This window comes from Pseudoalteromonas sp. SG45-5, from assembly GCF_014164085.1.
Classification (GTDB): Bacteria; Pseudomonadota; Gammaproteobacteria; order Enterobacterales; family Alteromonadaceae; genus Pseudoalteromonas; species Pseudoalteromonas aliena.
The window spans coordinates 15465-31191 of sequence record NZ_JACJEM010000023.1 but is presented as its reverse complement, the minus strand read 5'-3'; the positions used below and the strand labels follow the sequence as shown (position 1 = coordinate 31191).

Here is a 15727-nt window from a genome sequence, read left to right as displayed (position 1 = left end):
TCTGTATTAAATAAGAACGAGAATTTAACATTTTTATTTCACATTAAAAACGAGCGGCTTGCTCAACTATAATTGCGTGGCGTTTAGCAAGACGAAGGTGATCTCTATCATAACCGCCGCCAATCACAGTGGCTACTGGCGTGTTGTGCTCAAGGCAGCGTTTAAGCACTAAGTGGTCGCGTTTGACTATTCCATCCCAACTGATATCTAATTTACCTAGCCCATCGTCTTGCCATATATCAACGCCTGCGTCGTAAAGCACTAAGCTTGGGTTTAGTTCTTTAAGTAAATAACTTAAGGTGTCGTCTACTATGGCGAGGTATTCGTCGTCTTTCATATTGTCGGCCAAGCCAATATCCAAATCACTAGGGGACTTTCTAAAGGGGAAGTTTTTTTCACAATGAATAGAGCAAGTATAAGCATAGGGTTGATGCTGTAACATTGCAGCTGTGCCGTCGCCTTGGTGCACATCTAAATCAAAAATAAGCACATTAGTCACTTCGCCACTTTTTATTAACGTCTCGGCAGTAAAGGCTAAATCATTAACCATGCAAAAACCTGAACCAAAGTCATGATGTGCGTGATGTGTGCCACCAGCTAAGTGACACGCTATGCCGTGTTGAAGTGCTAAGCGAGCCGTTTGCAGCGTACCTTGCGGGGCTGTAAACGTACGATTCATTAACTCTTGGGACCAAGGTAAGCCAATGCGACGCATGGTTTTTTCATTTAAGCGGTTGTGCCATAGATCTTGAATGTAGTTATCGCAATGCACAAGTTCAAGTGGCCCTGGCTTGCCTAATATTGGCTCAACTAGATTATTGCCAATTAAGCCAAGCTCTGCAACATGCTCATATAAATGTGCAAACTTACTCATTGCAAAGCGGTGTTTTGGATCAAAACTAAACGAGTAATTGGGGTGATACACTAAAGGTAAATGTGGATTTAAGATCATGTTTGCACAAGTTAAAAAATTTGCTCTATGGTAATCAACTAATCTAAATGAGTCTATTGTTGTGTGTCGTGGATCAACATAGCGAGCTCGCGATGTAATAGTTCGTCATCGGCTAAATTTAACTCAATTAAGCGCTTTAAATGCGTAATACTGTCTATATCAATATAATGGCATTTTAGGCCTATGTGGTTTGCTTTTATATGAGAAACCATAACTTCCATTTTTATTTCTATTTCGCTTTGCGGGAGTGTAAAGCACAGTATTGCATTGGTATTAGTGCTGCTAGAAAAGGCGTCACATCTAGTAATTAACGCGCCATGTAAAGATATATCGAGTAATTTACATGGGTATTGATGATCATTAAAAATTACTTGTGCATCGGTTGAAAATAAAACACGAGAAAACTGACGACGATTTTGCATAACCTAACTTGGCCTTATTGTTTTTATAATAAATTAATCATAGCGGGTAATTCTCTACATGCTAGAAAATAAGTGTTTAGAATACTGGTGGCATAAAAAAGCCCCGCATAAATGCAGGGCTTAGTGTTACTGTAATAAATTAGCTTCAGTCAGGATTAGCCAATTTTTTTGTACTTAATACGTTTAGGTTGAGCTGCTGCTGCACCTAATGTCTTTTTAAGCCACTCTTCGTATTCAGTGTAGTTACCATCAAAGAAGTTAATTTGACCTTCATCGCGGTAATCTAAAATATGTGTAGCAATACGGTCAAGGAACCAACGGTCATGCGATATACACATTACACAGCCTGGGAACTCTAAAATAGCGTTCTCAAGTGCACGTAGTGTTTCAACGTCCAAGTCATTGGTTGGCTCATCCAGTAATAACACATTGCCGCCCGCTTTTAATAACTTAGCAAGGTGTAAACGGTTACGCTCACCACCTGATAGGTCTTTAACAAACTTTTGCTGATCGTTACCTTTAAAGTTAAAGCGACTTACATACGCACGGCTTGGGAACTCAAAGTTACCAATTTTTAATACGTCTTGACCGTCTGATATTTCTTGGAAAACAGTTTTGCTTTCGTCCATCCCGTCGCGGAACTGATCAACAGTCGCAAGGTGTACAGTTTCACCAACGCTGATGCTACCGCTGTCTTGCTCTTGCTCACCGCTTATCATTTTAAATAACGTTGATTTACCCGCGCCATTCGCGCCAATAATGCCCACAATGGCACCTTTTGGCATGCTAAAGCTTAAATCGTCAATTAAAACGCGATCGCCAAAGCTCTTACGAAGATTAGTTACTTCAAGTACTTGGTCGCCTAAACGCGGGCCAGGTGGAATAAACATTTCGTTAGTTTCGTTACGCTTTTGGTAATCAGATTGCTGCATTTCAGTAAACTGAGCCATACGTGCTTTTGACTTAGCTTGGCGACCTTTAGGGTTTGAACGAACCCATTCAAGTTCTTGCGCAATTGATTTTTGACGTGCTTTTTCTGATTTTTGTTCTTGCTGCAGGCGCGCATCTTTTTGTTCAAGCCAAGAAGAGTAGTTACCTTCCCATGGAATACCTTCGCCACGGTCAAGCTCTAATATCCAACCAGCTACATTATCAAGGAAGTAACGGTCATGCGTTACTGCCACAACGGTGCCTTCGTAATCGTGTAAGAAACGCTCTAACCATGCAACCGACTCAGCATCCAAGTGGTTAGTTGGCTCATCGAGAATAAGCATGTCTGGTTTTTCAAGTAATAATCGGCATATAGCAACACGACGACGCTCACCACCTGAAAGGTGCTCAATTTTAGCATCCCATTCTGGCAGACGAAGTGCATCAGCAGCACGCTCTAAAACGTTGTCGATGTTATGACCATCGTGCGCTTGAATAACCGCTTCAAGCTCGCCTTGCTCTTTTGCAAGTGCATCAAAGTCAGCACCTTCCATTGCGTACTCGTTGTATACTTCGTCAAGACGGTTAAGTGCGTGTTTAACTTCGCCAACAGCTTCTTCGACAATTTCGCGCACTGTTTTGCTTTCGTCCAGTACTGGCTCTTGCGGTAAATAACCAATCTTTGTACCAGGCTGAGGATGTGCTTCACCTTCAAAATCTTGGTCAACACCGGCCATAATGCGTAGTAAAGTAGATTTACCAGAACCGTTTAAACCAAGCACACCAATTTTTGCGCCAGGGAAAAAGTGCAACGAAATATCTTTTAAGATAGTGCGCTTAGGTGGCACAACCTTAGATACTCGACTCATCGAGAATATAAATTTATCAGGTAAAACCATGAAAGGAGCCTTTAAATAATAATAAAAATTTCAATGTTGTATTGTAGTGGCTCTCAGGTGAAACAGTCAACGAATGGCATAGTTTTAAAGCACTAAAGCATGCTTGTAAGCAAAGTATAAAATCATGAATAAATTTCATTTGGACATCTATACATCTAGAGGTTGATATTTTTTACTTTCAGTTCATAATTAGCACAGGTTTTTATGAACAGGAGTGAAGTATGCCAATTACAGTAAAAGACGAGTTGCCGGCTATTGCGCGTTTACGTCAAGAAGACGTATTTGTAATGCCAAAAAGTCGTGCAAAAACGCAAGAAATACGCCCAATGCGTTTGGCTATTTTAAACTTAATGCCTAATAAAGTAGAAACCGAAGTTCAGTTTATTCGCTTACTTGCCAACTCGCCTTTGCAAGTAAACGTAGAACTACTACGCCTTGACACTCACCGCAGTAGTAGCAACTCAGAAGAGCACCTTGATACCTTTTATCGTTATTTTTCTGAAGTTAAAGACAACAATTACGATGCATTAATAGTAACAGGTGCGCCACTTGCCCATTTAGAATACGACGATGTAGCATATTGGGATGAGCTAAAGGTCATTATTGATTGGGCCGAGCAACACGTTACCTCTACGTTATTTTCGTGCTGGGCAGCACATGCCGCGTTATATCACCATTACAATTTAAAGCGCGATTTAAAAGACGACAAACTGTGTGGCGTATTTACTCACCAATGTTATTTTGAGCACGGTGCACTGACTCGCGGATTCGACGACACTTTTTTAGTACCGCACTCACGCTATGGCCACATTGATATAAATAAAATAAACGCCTGTGATGAGCTGTTGGTATTGGCTGGCTCTGAGCGAGTAGGGGCTTACTTACTTAAAAACAAATCGGGTAGCCAAGTGTTTATAACCGGTCACCCAGAGTACGACGCCGACTCGCTAAAAGCAGAATATGAGCGCGATTGTAAAAAAAGCCCCAATGCACCAAAACCCGAAAATTACTTTGTGGACGATGATGCAACCAAACAACCTTCAAAAACGTGGCAAAGCCATGCTTTTTTACTTTTTTCGAACTGGTTAAATTACTACGTGTACCAAACCACACCGTATGATATTAATTTAGTTAGCCAAGATGTGAGGACTAACAACTATGCCGAATAACGCGCCTACAAATAATAAGCAAGCCGAAATAAGTACAGCATTAAAAGAGCGCATTTTAATTTTAGATGGTGCTATGGGCACCATGATCCAAGATCATAAGCTAGAAGAAGAAGGCTATCGCGGCGAGCGTTTTAAAGACTGGCATGTATTAATTAAAGGCAATAACGATTTATTAAGCCTAACCAAGCCCGATTTAATCACCGATATTCATCGTGGTTTTTTATCAGCGGGCGCCGATATTATCGAAACCAATACGTTTAACTCGACCACTATTTCGATGGAAGATTACGATATGGCAAGCCTAAGTCGTGAAATAAATCTAGAGTCGGCCAAATTAGCACGCGCCATTTGCGACGAATTTACAGCTAAAACGCCAGAAAAACCGCGCTACGTAGCCGGTGTTTTAGGGCCGACATCTAAAACGTGTTCAATTTCGCCAGACGTAAACGATCCGGGTTATCGTAACGTTACCTTTGATAAACTCGTTACTGCGTATGTTGAGTCTACCCTTGCATTAATGGAAGGCGGCGCTGATTTAATACTAATCGAAACTATATTCGATACGCTTAATGCAAAAGCAGCCTCATTCGCAGTAGAAGAAGCCTTTGAGCAAGCTGGGCGTACATTACCAGTTATGATCTCGGGCACTATTACCGACGCCTCTGGTCGTACGCTTTCGGGGCAAACAACCGAAGCATTTTATAACTCTATTCGTCACATTAAGCCTATATCAATCGGCCTAAACTGCGCGCTTGGTCCAGATTTACTGCGCCAGTATGTAGAAGAGTTATCGCGCGTGTGCGAAACCTTTACGTCGGTACACCCTAATGCGGGCTTACCAAATGAGTTTGGTGAATACGATTTAGAAGCGCCTGAAATGGCAGCCGAAATTATCGATTGGGGTAAATCGGGCTTTATTAATATAGTAGGCGGGTGCTGCGGTACAACGCCTGCGCATATTCGCGCGTTTGCAAAAGGGCTTGAAGGTGTTAAACCTCGTCCTTTACCTGAGCTTGAAGTACGTATGCGTTTATCAGGCCTTGAAGCCTGTAACTTAAATTAAGGAGCCAGCATGACACAGCAAATAGCAGTATTTACTAATGTTGGTGAGCGTACCAATGTAACCGGTTCGGCCATGTTTAAACGCCTAATCATGGAAGAAGACTTTGAAGCCGCGCTAACCGTTGCCCGCGAACAAGTTGAAAACGGCGCACAGGTTATTGATATAAACATGGACGAAGCCATGTTGGATTCAAAAGCCGCCATGGTTAAGTTTTTAAACTTAATAGCCTCAGAGCCTGATATTTCTAAAGTGCCCATTATGGTCGACTCCTCAAAGTGGGAAGTAATAGAAGCAGGCTTAAAGTGTATTCAAGGCAAGGCCATTGTTAACTCAATATCACTAAAAGAAGGTGAAGAGCCGTTTATTCGCCAAGCTAAAATAATAAAACGTTTTGGTGCAGCTGCCGTTGTAATGGCGTTTGATACCGAGGGACAAGCCGATACTGCCGACCGTAAGTTCGCAATATGTGCACGCAGTTACAAAATATTGGTAGAAGACATTGGCTTTGCGCCAGAAGATATTATATTCGACCCTAATATATTTGCCGTAGCCACCGGTATTGAAGAGCACGACAACTACGCCGTAGAATTTATTGAAGGCACGCGCCGCATAAAACAAAACTTACCGCACTGTAAAGTGTCGGGCGGGGTGTCAAACGTATCGTTTTCGTTTAGGGGTAATAACCCCGTACGTGAAGCTATTCACTCGGTGTTTTTATATCACGCTATTCAAGCTGGTATGGACATGGGTATTGTAAATGCGGGGCAACTAGCCGTTTACGATGATATACCAGAAGAACTACGCAAAGCCGTTACAGACGTAATACTTAACACCGACTCAGGCGCAGGCGAGCGTTTAGTAGAGCTTGCACCAAAATACTCGGGTATGGCGCAAGCCGAGCGAGTAGAAGATTTAGAGTGGCGCACATGGCCTGTTGCAAAACGCCTTGAGCACGCACTTGTTAAAGGTATTACTACCTTTATAGATGAAGATACCGAAGAATGCCGCGCCGCAGCAGCTAAACCTATTCACGTAATTGAAGGGCCGTTAATGGACGGCATGAACGTAGTAGGGGATTTATTTGGCGCAGGTAAAATGTTTTTACCACAAGTGGTTAAATCGGCGCGCGTAATGAAGCGAGCCGTGGCCTACCTAGACCCATACATTGAGCTTGAAAAAGAAGAAGGTTCAACCAATGGTAAAATAGTGATGGCGACCGTAAAAGGCGACGTGCACGACATAGGTAAAAACATTGTAGGCGTGGTATTGCAATGTAATAACTACGAAGTTATTGATTTAGGCGTAATGGTACCTGCCGATAAAATACTACAAACCGCCATCGACGAAAAAGCCGATATTATTGGGTTATCGGGCTTAATTACCCCATCGCTTGACGAAATGGTACACGTAGCAAAAGAAATGAAACGCCGTGGTTTTGAACTGCCGTTACTCATTGGTGGTGCTACTACTTCTAAAGCGCACACCGCAGTAAAAATTGAGCCGCAATATGATAAAGGCGTAGTGTATGTAAGTAATGCCAGCCGTGCGGTAGGTGTAGTATCTAATTTATTATCGAAAGACATTAAGCCTGATTTTTTAGCTAAAACCCAAGCTGAATATGTAAAAGTGCGCGAGCAACAAGCGCGCAAAAAGCCACGCTCTAAGCCTGTTACAATCCAGCGCGCACGCGATAACGCAGCAAAGCTTGATTGGGATAACTACACACCACCAGTACCTAAAAAGCTTGGCGTGATCGAGTTTAAAAACGTATCAATTGCCACTTTGCGTAAATACATAGATTGGACGCCATACTTTATGACGTGGTCAATCGCCGGTAAATACCCGCGCATAATGGACGATGAAGTAGTAGGCGAGCAAGCGCAAAGCTTATTTAAAGACGCTAACGATATGTTAGACGACCTTGAAAAAGCAGGCAGTTTGCAACCACTTGGTGTAATTGGTTTATTCCCGGCTAACCGTGTTGGGGACGATATAGAAATATACACCGACGAAACACGCAAAGAAGTATTAACTACTTCGTGCCATTTACGCCAGCAAACCGAAAAAACCGACTTTGCTAACTACTGCCTAGCCGACTATATAGCACCCAAAGGTACACCAGATTATTTTGGCGCGTTTGCAGTAACGGGCGGTTTAGAAGAAGACGACTTAGCAAATGCGTTTGACGCACAGCAAGACGATTACAATAAAATAATGATTAAAGCCGTAGCCGACAGGCTCGCCGAAGCGTTTGCAGAATACCTACACGAAAAAGTACGTAAAGAGTATTGGGGTTTTGCACCAGACGAAAACCTAGCAAACGATGAGCTAATACGCGAAAACTACCAAGGTATTCGCCCTGCGCCAGGTTACCCAGCGTGCCCAGAGCACACCGAGAAAAAGAAAATTTGGCAGTTGCTCGATACCGAAAAACGCATTGGCATGCAGCTCACCAGCTCATACGCCATGTGGCCAGGCGCTGCTGTTTCAGGTTGGTACTTCTCGCACCCTGAGGCTAAATACTACGCAGTAGCCGCAGTGCAAAAGGATCAGGTAGAAGACTACGCTAAGCGAACTAATATGACGCTCGCAGAAGCTGAAAGGTGGTTATCGCCTAATTTGGGGTATGAGCCAGAATAAAAGAGCAGCGGTCAGTTTTTAGCTGTCAGCTATCAGTAAAACAAAAACGAGCCGATTTAGGCTCGTTTTTTAAATTACACATAAAAAATCTTTAAGGGTTATTAGCGAGTAGCTCATCTACTTTTTTTATAACATCTTCTGGTGTTGGCTCAGTCGTTTGTTGTTTTAACCAATCTGTTATTTCTTCGCTGACTCTATAACCTTTTTCAATGCAGTAGTGTTGAGAGGTAACCCAAATATCTGCCCCCCTAGAGGTGCTATAGGAATTACAAGTAGTGTAGCCTTCACTTTTAATTTTACTTTCAATAAAGTAAGTATAAGTAGGAACTGAAATTAATAGTAAAATTAAAGTAATCCCACAGAGCTTATACCATCTAATTAGAAGCTCTGGTTTTATTTCAATATTTCTTACTTTTAAGAATATCAGTCGAGTGAGCATTGCAAGCACTGGCGTGCCTAAAATTAAACTCGCACCAAAACTCTTCTCTTCAAAAATTAGCTGATGTTGATTCAAAGCTGCAAAAACGAGTGTCACCTCACTGTATGAGATCATAGGTAGAGTAATGGTGAGCACAAAGAAGAAAGCAAATAAAACAATACCCTTTATATTTTTACTTAACGTTAATTTTTCAGATTTCATTAAATTACCATTAATCATTTTTTAAATAAGGTATTGCAAAGAGGTTATGCATAAATTTTATAGGATTTTCCTCATACATATTACTAGCATCTCGTAAGTTATTGTGTATTTTTTGTAAATTATTTTTCGCATTACTTTCAGCAATCCTTAAACTAGTTGCTAATTTCTTAGTTAAGGTCTTTGTGTCAATAAAATTATATGCTAGTGAGGCTATAGCTGAACTTACAATAATTACTGCCAAAATTGGACCAACTGCAGCTGTGCCAGCTAAAGAAGAGACACCTGCCCAAGCAATACCTGATGATGCGGCAGCAATTGCTAAATCAACAGAGACCCCGCCTATAAAATCGTGCCAGAGTTTTTTATCATCGAGCATTTGGTCAACAGCATGAAACCCAACAGATATCAGGATGCTTAAAACAAAGCCCGATTTAACTGCTTTTAATTAGCAAATAAAGCTGTTAACGCCCTCCAAAAAAATTAGCTAATTTACCATGCCTATTCCTTATTTATTCAATCGTGCTAAGTCAAAAATTCGGCTCTCGGAACAAACATTTAGTTCAATTTATTAAATGGAATACGGGCTATTTAGTCATTTAATTTTTTCTCAGCCTGTTTTCTTTAAGGTGTATATCTGGCATCGTTGTATGTAGGTCTGTTGTTTATATGTTTCTATTATCGTAGCTTCTGCAAGAGAAAATGCTATCACTGTATATTCAACTTACTATTTTTATTGTCAATGCAAGTTATGCACTTACTGCTTTAGTTCAAGAGTAATAAAAATGGAGTTTTATGAATTACTTTTTCTACACTGATTACTATCTCGAATTAGATTTATTCGATAATCAATTTGTTAGCATTTTATCAGGTCTTCATGTTCATCCGACGCTACCCTTAGATATAACTATAATGTCAGATGACTGTGTACTATATGAGACTGCCCAAGATTCCATTATTGATTTCTCTCCTGATACGCTTGGTTATTATTGGAACGATGGTAAAACTTGTCTTCGCACAACAGAGGGTCTTATCTTTAAATCATGTGATTCAGAAGAAGCTATACAGTCTGTCTTAATTGATGGAAAAATGTGTGGACAAAAAATAGACTGTACTTTAAGTAAAGAGCCCCAAGATCAACCTCGATACACACTCCGTTTACTTTATGGTAAAAAAGCGTTACTTAAACAGGGGGAAGGTGCTCGGTATATACTCGAAATAGATGAAAAAGAACATTCTTTATATTTTCACGAATTTCTTTTTTCGTATAGCGTTAAGCAAAAAACAGGGTTTTATAGTGACGACGGCCAACTGTTTTACTACGATAGGCCATTGCCAGGCCTTGCAATCGATACCTTTATGGTTCTACATTTTAATTATGCTAAGGATAAGCATTCAGTTGTGTGTGGAGATAAGCTTATTTCTGAAGCTGATGTCGATTCATTCGAAGTTATTTCAACTACCTTAGCTAAAGATAAAAATCATGTTTATAATTTAGCTGAAATCATTGAAGGAGCGTTACCTGATTCTTTTGAAATCATCGACGGTAAGGATTGTGATGCGTTTGAATATTATTGTAAAGACGATAGTACAATTTACTACCTAGGTGAAGTGATTTATGGTGTTGACTGCGCTTCATTTCGTTTAATTAATAGTAACTTTGCTGTAGATGATAATTGGGTATATCGTTCTGGAAAGCGAATATCTATATTAGACTCAAGTAGCTTTCAGTATATTTCTGATTTATATGTAGCTGATAGGAATGGAGTCTACCTAAACGATATTTTCTTAGAGCAAATTGCAACCAGTAAAGATGATTTTATCGCGTATGATCATTATTTTTTATCAAATGAGGTTATTTATTGGCAAAATTGTTCATATCCTTTATCTGCAGATCCTGCATCATTTATTTCTATTAATTCGATGTGGGCTAAAGATAAGATACATATTTTTTACCAAAATAAAATAGTTTATAAAGGTACCTATAACTACATTAAACCTTTTTATGATCTGTTGATTGTAGATGAAAAGATGATATCTGATAAAGGCCCAATAAGGGGAGCAAGTTCAGTCGATTGGCATAGACTCTATGGTAACTTTTATGCATCCAAAGATAACCTATATTATAAAGACCAGTTTATAGATGGGGGCACTCCAAGGTCTTTTACAATGCTTGATAGTCTACGTTTTAAAGATCAAAATAATATTTATCTGATTGAGGAGTATTCTGAAGAACTAGAAATTATAAGTGATATTGACAGTGATGAACTTGTTATCGTTAACGAGTTTATTTTAAAAACCAATAATTTAGTCTACTTTTATAACACAGTAATAAAGGACGCTAACCCCAAAACATTTAGGTTTTTGAAATATGGTTTTTCAAGTGATGATAAAGCGGCTTTTTGTAATGAAATTCGTTTAGATGGACTGGATCCCTGCACACTTCATATTTTAAATTATAATATTATTCATGATACCAAGCGACTTTACTACCAATGCACTCCACTGGAGATCGAAATTAGTCAAATGGTGCTATTAACTGATGATATTTTAAAAGATCATCAGTTTGTCTACTACAAAGGGTTGCGCATAGCTAAAGCTGATGCACCTTCTTATACAGTTGTTAACTCATTTTTTCAAAAAGATATAAAAAACATCTACCATAATGAAAAGCATCTACTTTTAAATGCTGATGAAACTATATTTCAAGATGAAGTTTATGCAATGGATTTAAAGCGAGTGTTTTTTATTGATAAAGAAATTTTATCTGCTGACGTTGCTTCCTTTAAGATACTAGGTCTCTCTATATCAAAGGATAAAAATAATGTTTATTTTAGAGAAAATATCATTGTTCAAGCTGATCCCTTTAGCTTTAAAATTCTGGGTTATAACCAATTTATTGATAAGTTTAACCTTTATCAAGTTGAAAATGGTAAAGTGTGCATCTGTAGATAAGATTTCCAAACTAAGAAACAATAGCTTTTATTATGTTAGTTAATAGAACAGCATATGAGTTTTTAAAGCGTAATTGTTGGCGCCGTATATTACTAAACACATCAATGCTAATATAAAAACATTCGTTTTTAAATTTTTAGTAATGTGTGCTGTTATAACAATAAAAGCGGCTAGGGAACAATATCGTGGTTACTTCATCCCCAACAAAAAAAGATTACCTCTGGAAGCAGGGTCTGAATTTTGCTTTGCTATTTACCCATATAATTTTATTGTTTGGAATTTCGGCAATAGCATTTGATCGCGAGCACTTTGAAGTAATAAGCAATTCAATATATGGCAATAATGTTCCTTTGATGCAATCTAACTTAGCGGATATATTCGTATCCCCTTGGTTTGCTTATTTGTGCTTAGTTTTGATTCCAATCACGTTAGTTAAAGAGCGATTATTGAAGAAATACAACGCTCGAATTTACTTAAATGTATTAGCTTCTCTTATATTTGGAGCAATAAATTTTATATTTATTGTTAATCTTTATAGCGTTTAAAACTAGCCAAAATTTACGGGCTAATAATATTATTAGGCGATTAGTTACAGTATAAGCGAGTCTAATTAGGCTCGCTTTTTAGTGTTTAAAATTGTATTAAAAGCTAATTTACTTGCCTAGATTCAAATTGTTAAGTCATTTAAAAGAAACGACAAAATGTTGGTTTAGTTTGTTAATTCAGTATTTGTTATGGCTATAGGCGTAGGTGAAATAAGCTATTTATTCCTATAAGCAGTGGGTAGTGTTTAAGAAACTTGCTATGAAGAAAAAATATATTTGCTTATTTTAGCTTCTTTTGCATCATAAGTATTAAGTGGAATAGCTGAGTTTTATTTATTAACTTCACAAGGTGGAAGCATTTTCGCACGTTCAGGTGTTTTAATAGCTGTACTTGGGACAACTGATTAACTTTGTAGATTTTGGAGTTATTAATACGAAAGAATATTTGCCAATAAAAAACCTAAATAACATGTAGGGTATTGATAAATTAGGTGTTATTAAAACATAATCAAGTTAGGAGGGAATATGAAAATAGAAGATATAAAACTTAAAATTGAAAATTCTGAATTTTATAAAAAGAATGATATTCAACAGTTAATTAAACTGGTTGTTGATTTGTATGAGAACTACAGAATTGAAAACACTGTTTTAGAAAATGACGGCGATATGCTCCTTTTTCAGTGCGGACGAGACAGCTTGAGTAAAGACTACTTTATTGTTGATATTACACGCCAAGTTATTCCTGATTTAGATGATATAGACGAAGCTACGGATGCTATGCAACAGCTTAGAATTATTTTTAAATTTTCACCAAGCGAGGCTGCGTTTGCGCTTTCAATAACTAGTGAATGGTGCTCTGCGTTAAGTGAAGTTAATTGTTTTAGATCGTTTATTGAAAATAGTGATGCCTTTCAGTGGGCTATTAAAAATGACGTAATAAAAGTAGATATGGAATTATCTTATATATAAATTTAAGGCAAAGGTAGCAACTGAATAACTACGTTCTGTGATTTGTTTAACTGCTTCAATTTTAAATTCTTGTGTATACTGTTTTCCTTTGCTCATAAACACCCCTAGTTGAAGTTACAATCTAACTCATTTGCTGTCTAGTAAAGTATGGGAGTCCACTTTGTTTGTTCAATTAGAGTAGCTCTTTAGTTTAATTTCAGTAAGATTAGAGTTGTTAAAATAAATGAGACTAACAAATTTATGCAAGCCTCACTTATTTAGTCATAAAAATATTTATGACGATGGTATGATAAATCTAGTCGGTATGGTGTCTTTATTTGCGTTTTTACCCCAACATTTAACACCCCCATCATCTACAGCGCATTTATAACCATAGCTGAGAACTATCTGGGTAGGATTTGATAGCCCACTAATATCATCAATATCAGTGATATTTTCAGCCGTACTATCCCAGCAAATTAGACCGTTATTGTCAATCGCACATGCTTCTGAATTATGGACTACAAGCGATGTTGGGTTATCTAAAAGGGGAGAGCTCACAGGCCCAGTCCCCCAACAAATAACTTGACCTTCGTCTATCATACATGAAGCACGACCACCGCTAGTAATATAAGTTGGATTAATTTGACTAGGAACATTTATATAATCCCTATAACCCCAGCATTTGACAAAATTACTTCCAGAAGCGGGCTGATTCAATGCGCAACTATGAGAATCAGAGGTCGTAATTTGAATCGGGTTGTTTAAAGACGTTGACGGTGGCGTAGCTTCTCCATCAGGGGAGTAGCCCCAGCATTCTACTTTTTTTACTGAATCAACAATGGCACAAGAATGTGCATCGCCAGATACTATATTTCTTGGGTTATTTAGGCTCGGCGCAGAAGTACGTATATCATTTTTACCCCAACAGCGAGGTCTACTTTTCCCTTTTTCTAATACGCAATTAAACCCGCCGCCGATAGATACTTCTTCAATTTCTGAAAGTACAGGGATACTGTACTGCCCCTGATCTACATATTTACCTCTATCGCCCCAACACTCTAATCCTAATGAATCCATAGCACAAGTTTGAAATACTCCATGACCAAACAGACGAATTCCGTCTGTTTGTTTACTGAATTTAAATTCTTGAAAATTTATTTTTCCTGTAGAACGGTCTTGAGTAGAAAATCTGTAGGTATAATTACCACCTGGAAACCAATTGGGTATATTCAAAATACGTTTAGATGGTTCGTACTGCTCACCAGGTGATAATGTTTGTTCTAGTGGTGCATCAATATTGTAATGTTTACTATCCGGAAATATTAAGTAGCTAAAATAATCTACATTTTTAGTTACTGAAAATTCATTAGTAATTTTCAAACTAAACATTAAATCACCACCACCGCTGACAACTTCAGTACTACCGATAGGGCTAATATTAATATTAATACTAGCATTTGCAGCCTCTATAGCTAGGATTCCGAAAAGAGGTAAGAGTAACTTTATTTTATTCATTATTTAAAGTCCATATTATATAAATGTTTTATAATTATACACTTAAATACATCCTTGTGAACATAGTGGGTACAAGCTTGATGCCGTTTATCCCTAGATTAGTGAATGAAATTAGGGTGATGTTTTTGCTATAAATGTGATGAGAGAATTTCTATCTTAATTGGGCTGGGTAAGCAAAGAGTTGCATTTAAAGTATACAGTAGGGATATATGAAACGTTTATAACATGCGTTTCGAATTAAGCCGTAACTAAACGTTTATTATAATTGCATTTCTGGATAGGCTTGTTTGTTTTCGCCACCCGTTAAGCGCTGCATCAATCGACGTTGGCTTGAGAGTAATTGCCCAGAACGTTCGTTCATCATTTTGCATGTTTTCGTTTTTATTTCTAGTTCTTGCAATAATTTGTTGGTGATTGCATTTACATCACTAGGTAGTTTACTTCTTAATTGAGTTAGTCCTTCCTTACCGCTAGGTAAGCCTAAACTCACTAAAAATGCATCACGCTTAGTATGCGAATCATTGAGACTATCTAAAAGCTTCAGCATTTTAATATTATGTTCTTCAAGCTGTATGTCGCGCTGGCTTAATAATACGTACTGAGACTCAAGAAATACAATTAATGCATCGAGCTTTTTAATGTCGTTTTTTAGGCTAACTATATATTCTTTTAACGTGCTTATGGTCATTATTTATGTAGCTCAACAAGGGCATTAACGGTTGCATCAATATCTATTTGAAATTCACCATTAGCGATTGCGGCTTTAACTTTAGCAACCATTTCCATATCTACATCAGGCTGAGACGATAGGCTTTCAAATGTAGAGTCTATAGATTTACTAAGCGCACTGACTTCACTGGTGTTTTTTTCAGGAGCGTGATTAGGTTTTTGCTCTTGCGTGCTTGGCGTTGCAGAGCGAGAAGTTAACTTCTGGCTTTGTTCAACGTGTAAAGCGGGTGCATTTGTTATATTCATACTGGGTTACTCATCATATTTAAAATTGTTCATACCTGCATAAATATAGGTAGCGACCAATAATACTTTTAACT

The 15727-nt window shown here is 38.2% G+C and carries 14 protein-coding genes; 6 read left to right on the top strand and 8 right to left on the bottom strand.

Features of this window, described 5'->3' with window-relative positions:
* Window positions 1-43 precede the first annotated feature (43 nt).
* From H5119_RS09380 to ettA, 3 genes are all read right to left on the bottom strand, one after another.
* On the bottom strand, window positions 44-952 hold the full coding sequence (locus H5119_RS09380; RefSeq protein WP_138584255.1) for a histone deacetylase: 909 nt from the start codon (window positions 950-952) through the stop codon (window positions 44-46).
* 53 nt (window positions 953-1005) lie between these two features.
* On the bottom strand, window positions 1006-1374 hold the full coding sequence (locus tag H5119_RS09375; RefSeq protein ID WP_182702037.1) for a PilZ domain-containing protein: 369 nt from the start codon (window positions 1372-1374) through the stop codon (window positions 1006-1008).
* A gap of 155 nt (window positions 1375-1529) precedes the next feature.
* Window positions 1530-3203 (bottom strand): energy-dependent translational throttle protein EttA, encoded by a 1674-nt coding sequence (gene ettA / locus H5119_RS09370; protein ID WP_182702036.1) that lies wholly within the window; start codon window positions 3201-3203, stop codon window positions 1530-1532.
* Window positions 3204-3424: 221 nt separating this feature from the next.
* Here ettA and metA point away from each other — a divergent pair, with 221 nt between their 5' ends.
* Genes metA through metH form a run of 3 tightly spaced genes read left to right on the top strand, consistent with a single transcriptional unit; the run spans window position 3425 to window position 8075 of the window.
* Entirely contained in the window at window positions 3425-4372 is a 948-nt protein-coding gene (gene metA, locus H5119_RS09365) for a homoserine O-succinyltransferase (RefSeq protein ID WP_182702035.1), read from the top strand.
* Window positions 4362-5435, top strand: a complete 1074-nt coding sequence (locus tag H5119_RS09360) for a homocysteine S-methyltransferase family protein (protein ID WP_182702034.1) — start codon at window positions 4362-4364, stop codon at window positions 5433-5435. Before metA ends, H5119_RS09360 begins: the two co-directional genes overlap by 11 nt.
* Before the next feature lie 9 nt (window positions 5436-5444).
* Window positions 5445-8075, top strand: coding sequence for a methionine synthase (gene metH / locus H5119_RS09355; RefSeq protein WP_182702033.1), 2631 nt, complete (start codon window positions 5445-5447; stop codon window positions 8073-8075).
* Between the two features lie 91 nt (window positions 8076-8166).
* Here the strand turns inward: metH and H5119_RS09350 are convergent, their stop codons facing one another.
* Window positions 8167-8715, bottom strand: coding sequence for a hypothetical protein (locus H5119_RS09350; RefSeq protein WP_182702032.1), 549 nt, complete (start codon window positions 8713-8715; stop codon window positions 8167-8169).
* A gap of 10 nt (window positions 8716-8725) precedes the next feature.
* Window positions 8726-9091: a hypothetical protein gene (locus tag H5119_RS09345; RefSeq protein ID WP_182702031.1), complete on the bottom strand. Its 366-nt coding sequence runs from the start codon at window positions 9089-9091 to the stop codon at window positions 8726-8728.
* A 416-nt stretch (window positions 9092-9507) separates the two neighbouring features.
* Here H5119_RS09345 and H5119_RS09340 point away from each other — a divergent pair, with 416 nt between their 5' ends.
* The 3 genes from H5119_RS09340 to H5119_RS09330 all read left to right on the top strand — a co-directional run bounded on the left by H5119_RS09340 (window position 9508) and on the right by H5119_RS09330 (window position 13181).
* A complete protein-coding gene (locus H5119_RS09340; RefSeq protein WP_182702030.1) occupies window positions 9508-11667 on the top strand; it encodes a DKNYY domain-containing protein in 2160 nt (719 codons plus the stop codon).
* Between the two features lie 185 nt (window positions 11668-11852).
* Window positions 11853-12212 (top strand): hypothetical protein, encoded by a 360-nt coding sequence (locus tag H5119_RS09335; protein WP_182702029.1) that lies wholly within the window; start codon window positions 11853-11855, stop codon window positions 12210-12212.
* 525 nt (window positions 12213-12737) lie between these two features.
* Complete coding sequence (locus H5119_RS09330) at window positions 12738-13181, top strand: hypothetical protein (protein WP_138584246.1); 444 nt, start codon at window positions 12738-12740, stop codon at window positions 13179-13181.
* A gap of 273 nt (window positions 13182-13454) precedes the next feature.
* On the opposite strand, the gene H5119_RS09325 is transcribed toward H5119_RS09330, so the two are convergent.
* From H5119_RS09325 to flgM, 3 genes are all read right to left on the bottom strand, one after another.
* Complete coding sequence (locus H5119_RS09325; RefSeq protein WP_138584245.1) at window positions 13455-14678, bottom strand: hypothetical protein; 1224 nt, start codon at window positions 14676-14678, stop codon at window positions 13455-13457.
* Between the two features lie 259 nt (window positions 14679-14937).
* Window positions 14938-15366, bottom strand: a complete 429-nt coding sequence (gene flgN, locus H5119_RS09320; protein ID WP_220492819.1) for a flagellar export chaperone FlgN — start codon at window positions 15364-15366, stop codon at window positions 14938-14940.
* A complete protein-coding gene (flgM, locus tag H5119_RS09315; RefSeq protein WP_138584244.1) occupies window positions 15366-15653 on the bottom strand; it encodes a flagellar biosynthesis anti-sigma factor FlgM in 288 nt (95 codons plus the stop codon). The genes flgN and flgM overlap by 1 nt, the downstream gene beginning before the upstream one ends.
* Between the last annotated feature and the right edge of the window lie 74 nt (window positions 15654-15727).

Bases quoted from the DNA above. Each gene is read 5' to 3' on its own strand.
- ettA (WP_182702036.1), bottom strand. From the start codon at position 3,203: ATGGTTTTACCTGATAAATTTATATTCTCGATGAGTCGAGTATCTAAG.
- H5119_RS09350 (WP_182702032.1), bottom strand. From the start codon at position 8,715: ATGAAATCTGAAAAATTAACGTTAAGTAAAAATATAAAGGGTATTGTT.
- metH (WP_182702033.1), top strand. From the start codon at position 5,445: ATGACACAGCAAATAGCAGTATTTACTAATGTTGGTGAGCGTACCAAT.
- H5119_RS09340 (WP_182702030.1), top strand. From the start codon at position 9,508: ATGAATTACTTTTTCTACACTGATTACTATCTCGAATTAGATTTATTC.
- flgM (WP_138584244.1), bottom strand. From the start codon at position 15,653: ATGAATATAACAAATGCACCCGCTTTACACGTTGAACAAAGCCAGAAG.
- H5119_RS09375 (WP_182702037.1), bottom strand. From the start codon at position 1,374: ATGCAAAATCGTCGTCAGTTTTCTCGTGTTTTATTTTCAACCGATGCA.
- metA (WP_182702035.1), top strand. From the start codon at position 3,425: ATGCCAATTACAGTAAAAGACGAGTTGCCGGCTATTGCGCGTTTACGT.
- flgN (WP_220492819.1), bottom strand. From the start codon at position 15,366: ATGACCATAAGCACGTTAAAAGAATATATAGTTAGCCTAAAAAACGAC.
- H5119_RS09325 (WP_138584245.1), bottom strand. From the start codon at position 14,678: ATGAATAAAATAAAGTTACTCTTACCTCTTTTCGGAATCCTAGCTATA.
- H5119_RS09330 (WP_138584246.1), top strand. From the start codon at position 12,738: ATGAAAATAGAAGATATAAAACTTAAAATTGAAAATTCTGAATTTTAT.
- H5119_RS09360 (WP_182702034.1), top strand. From the start codon at position 4,362: ATGCCGAATAACGCGCCTACAAATAATAAGCAAGCCGAAATAAGTACA.
- H5119_RS09380 (WP_138584255.1), bottom strand. From the start codon at position 952: ATGATCTTAAATCCACATTTACCTTTAGTGTATCACCCCAATTACTCG.
- H5119_RS09345 (WP_182702031.1), bottom strand. From the start codon at position 9,091: ATGCTCGATGATAAAAAACTCTGGCACGATTTTATAGGCGGGGTCTCT.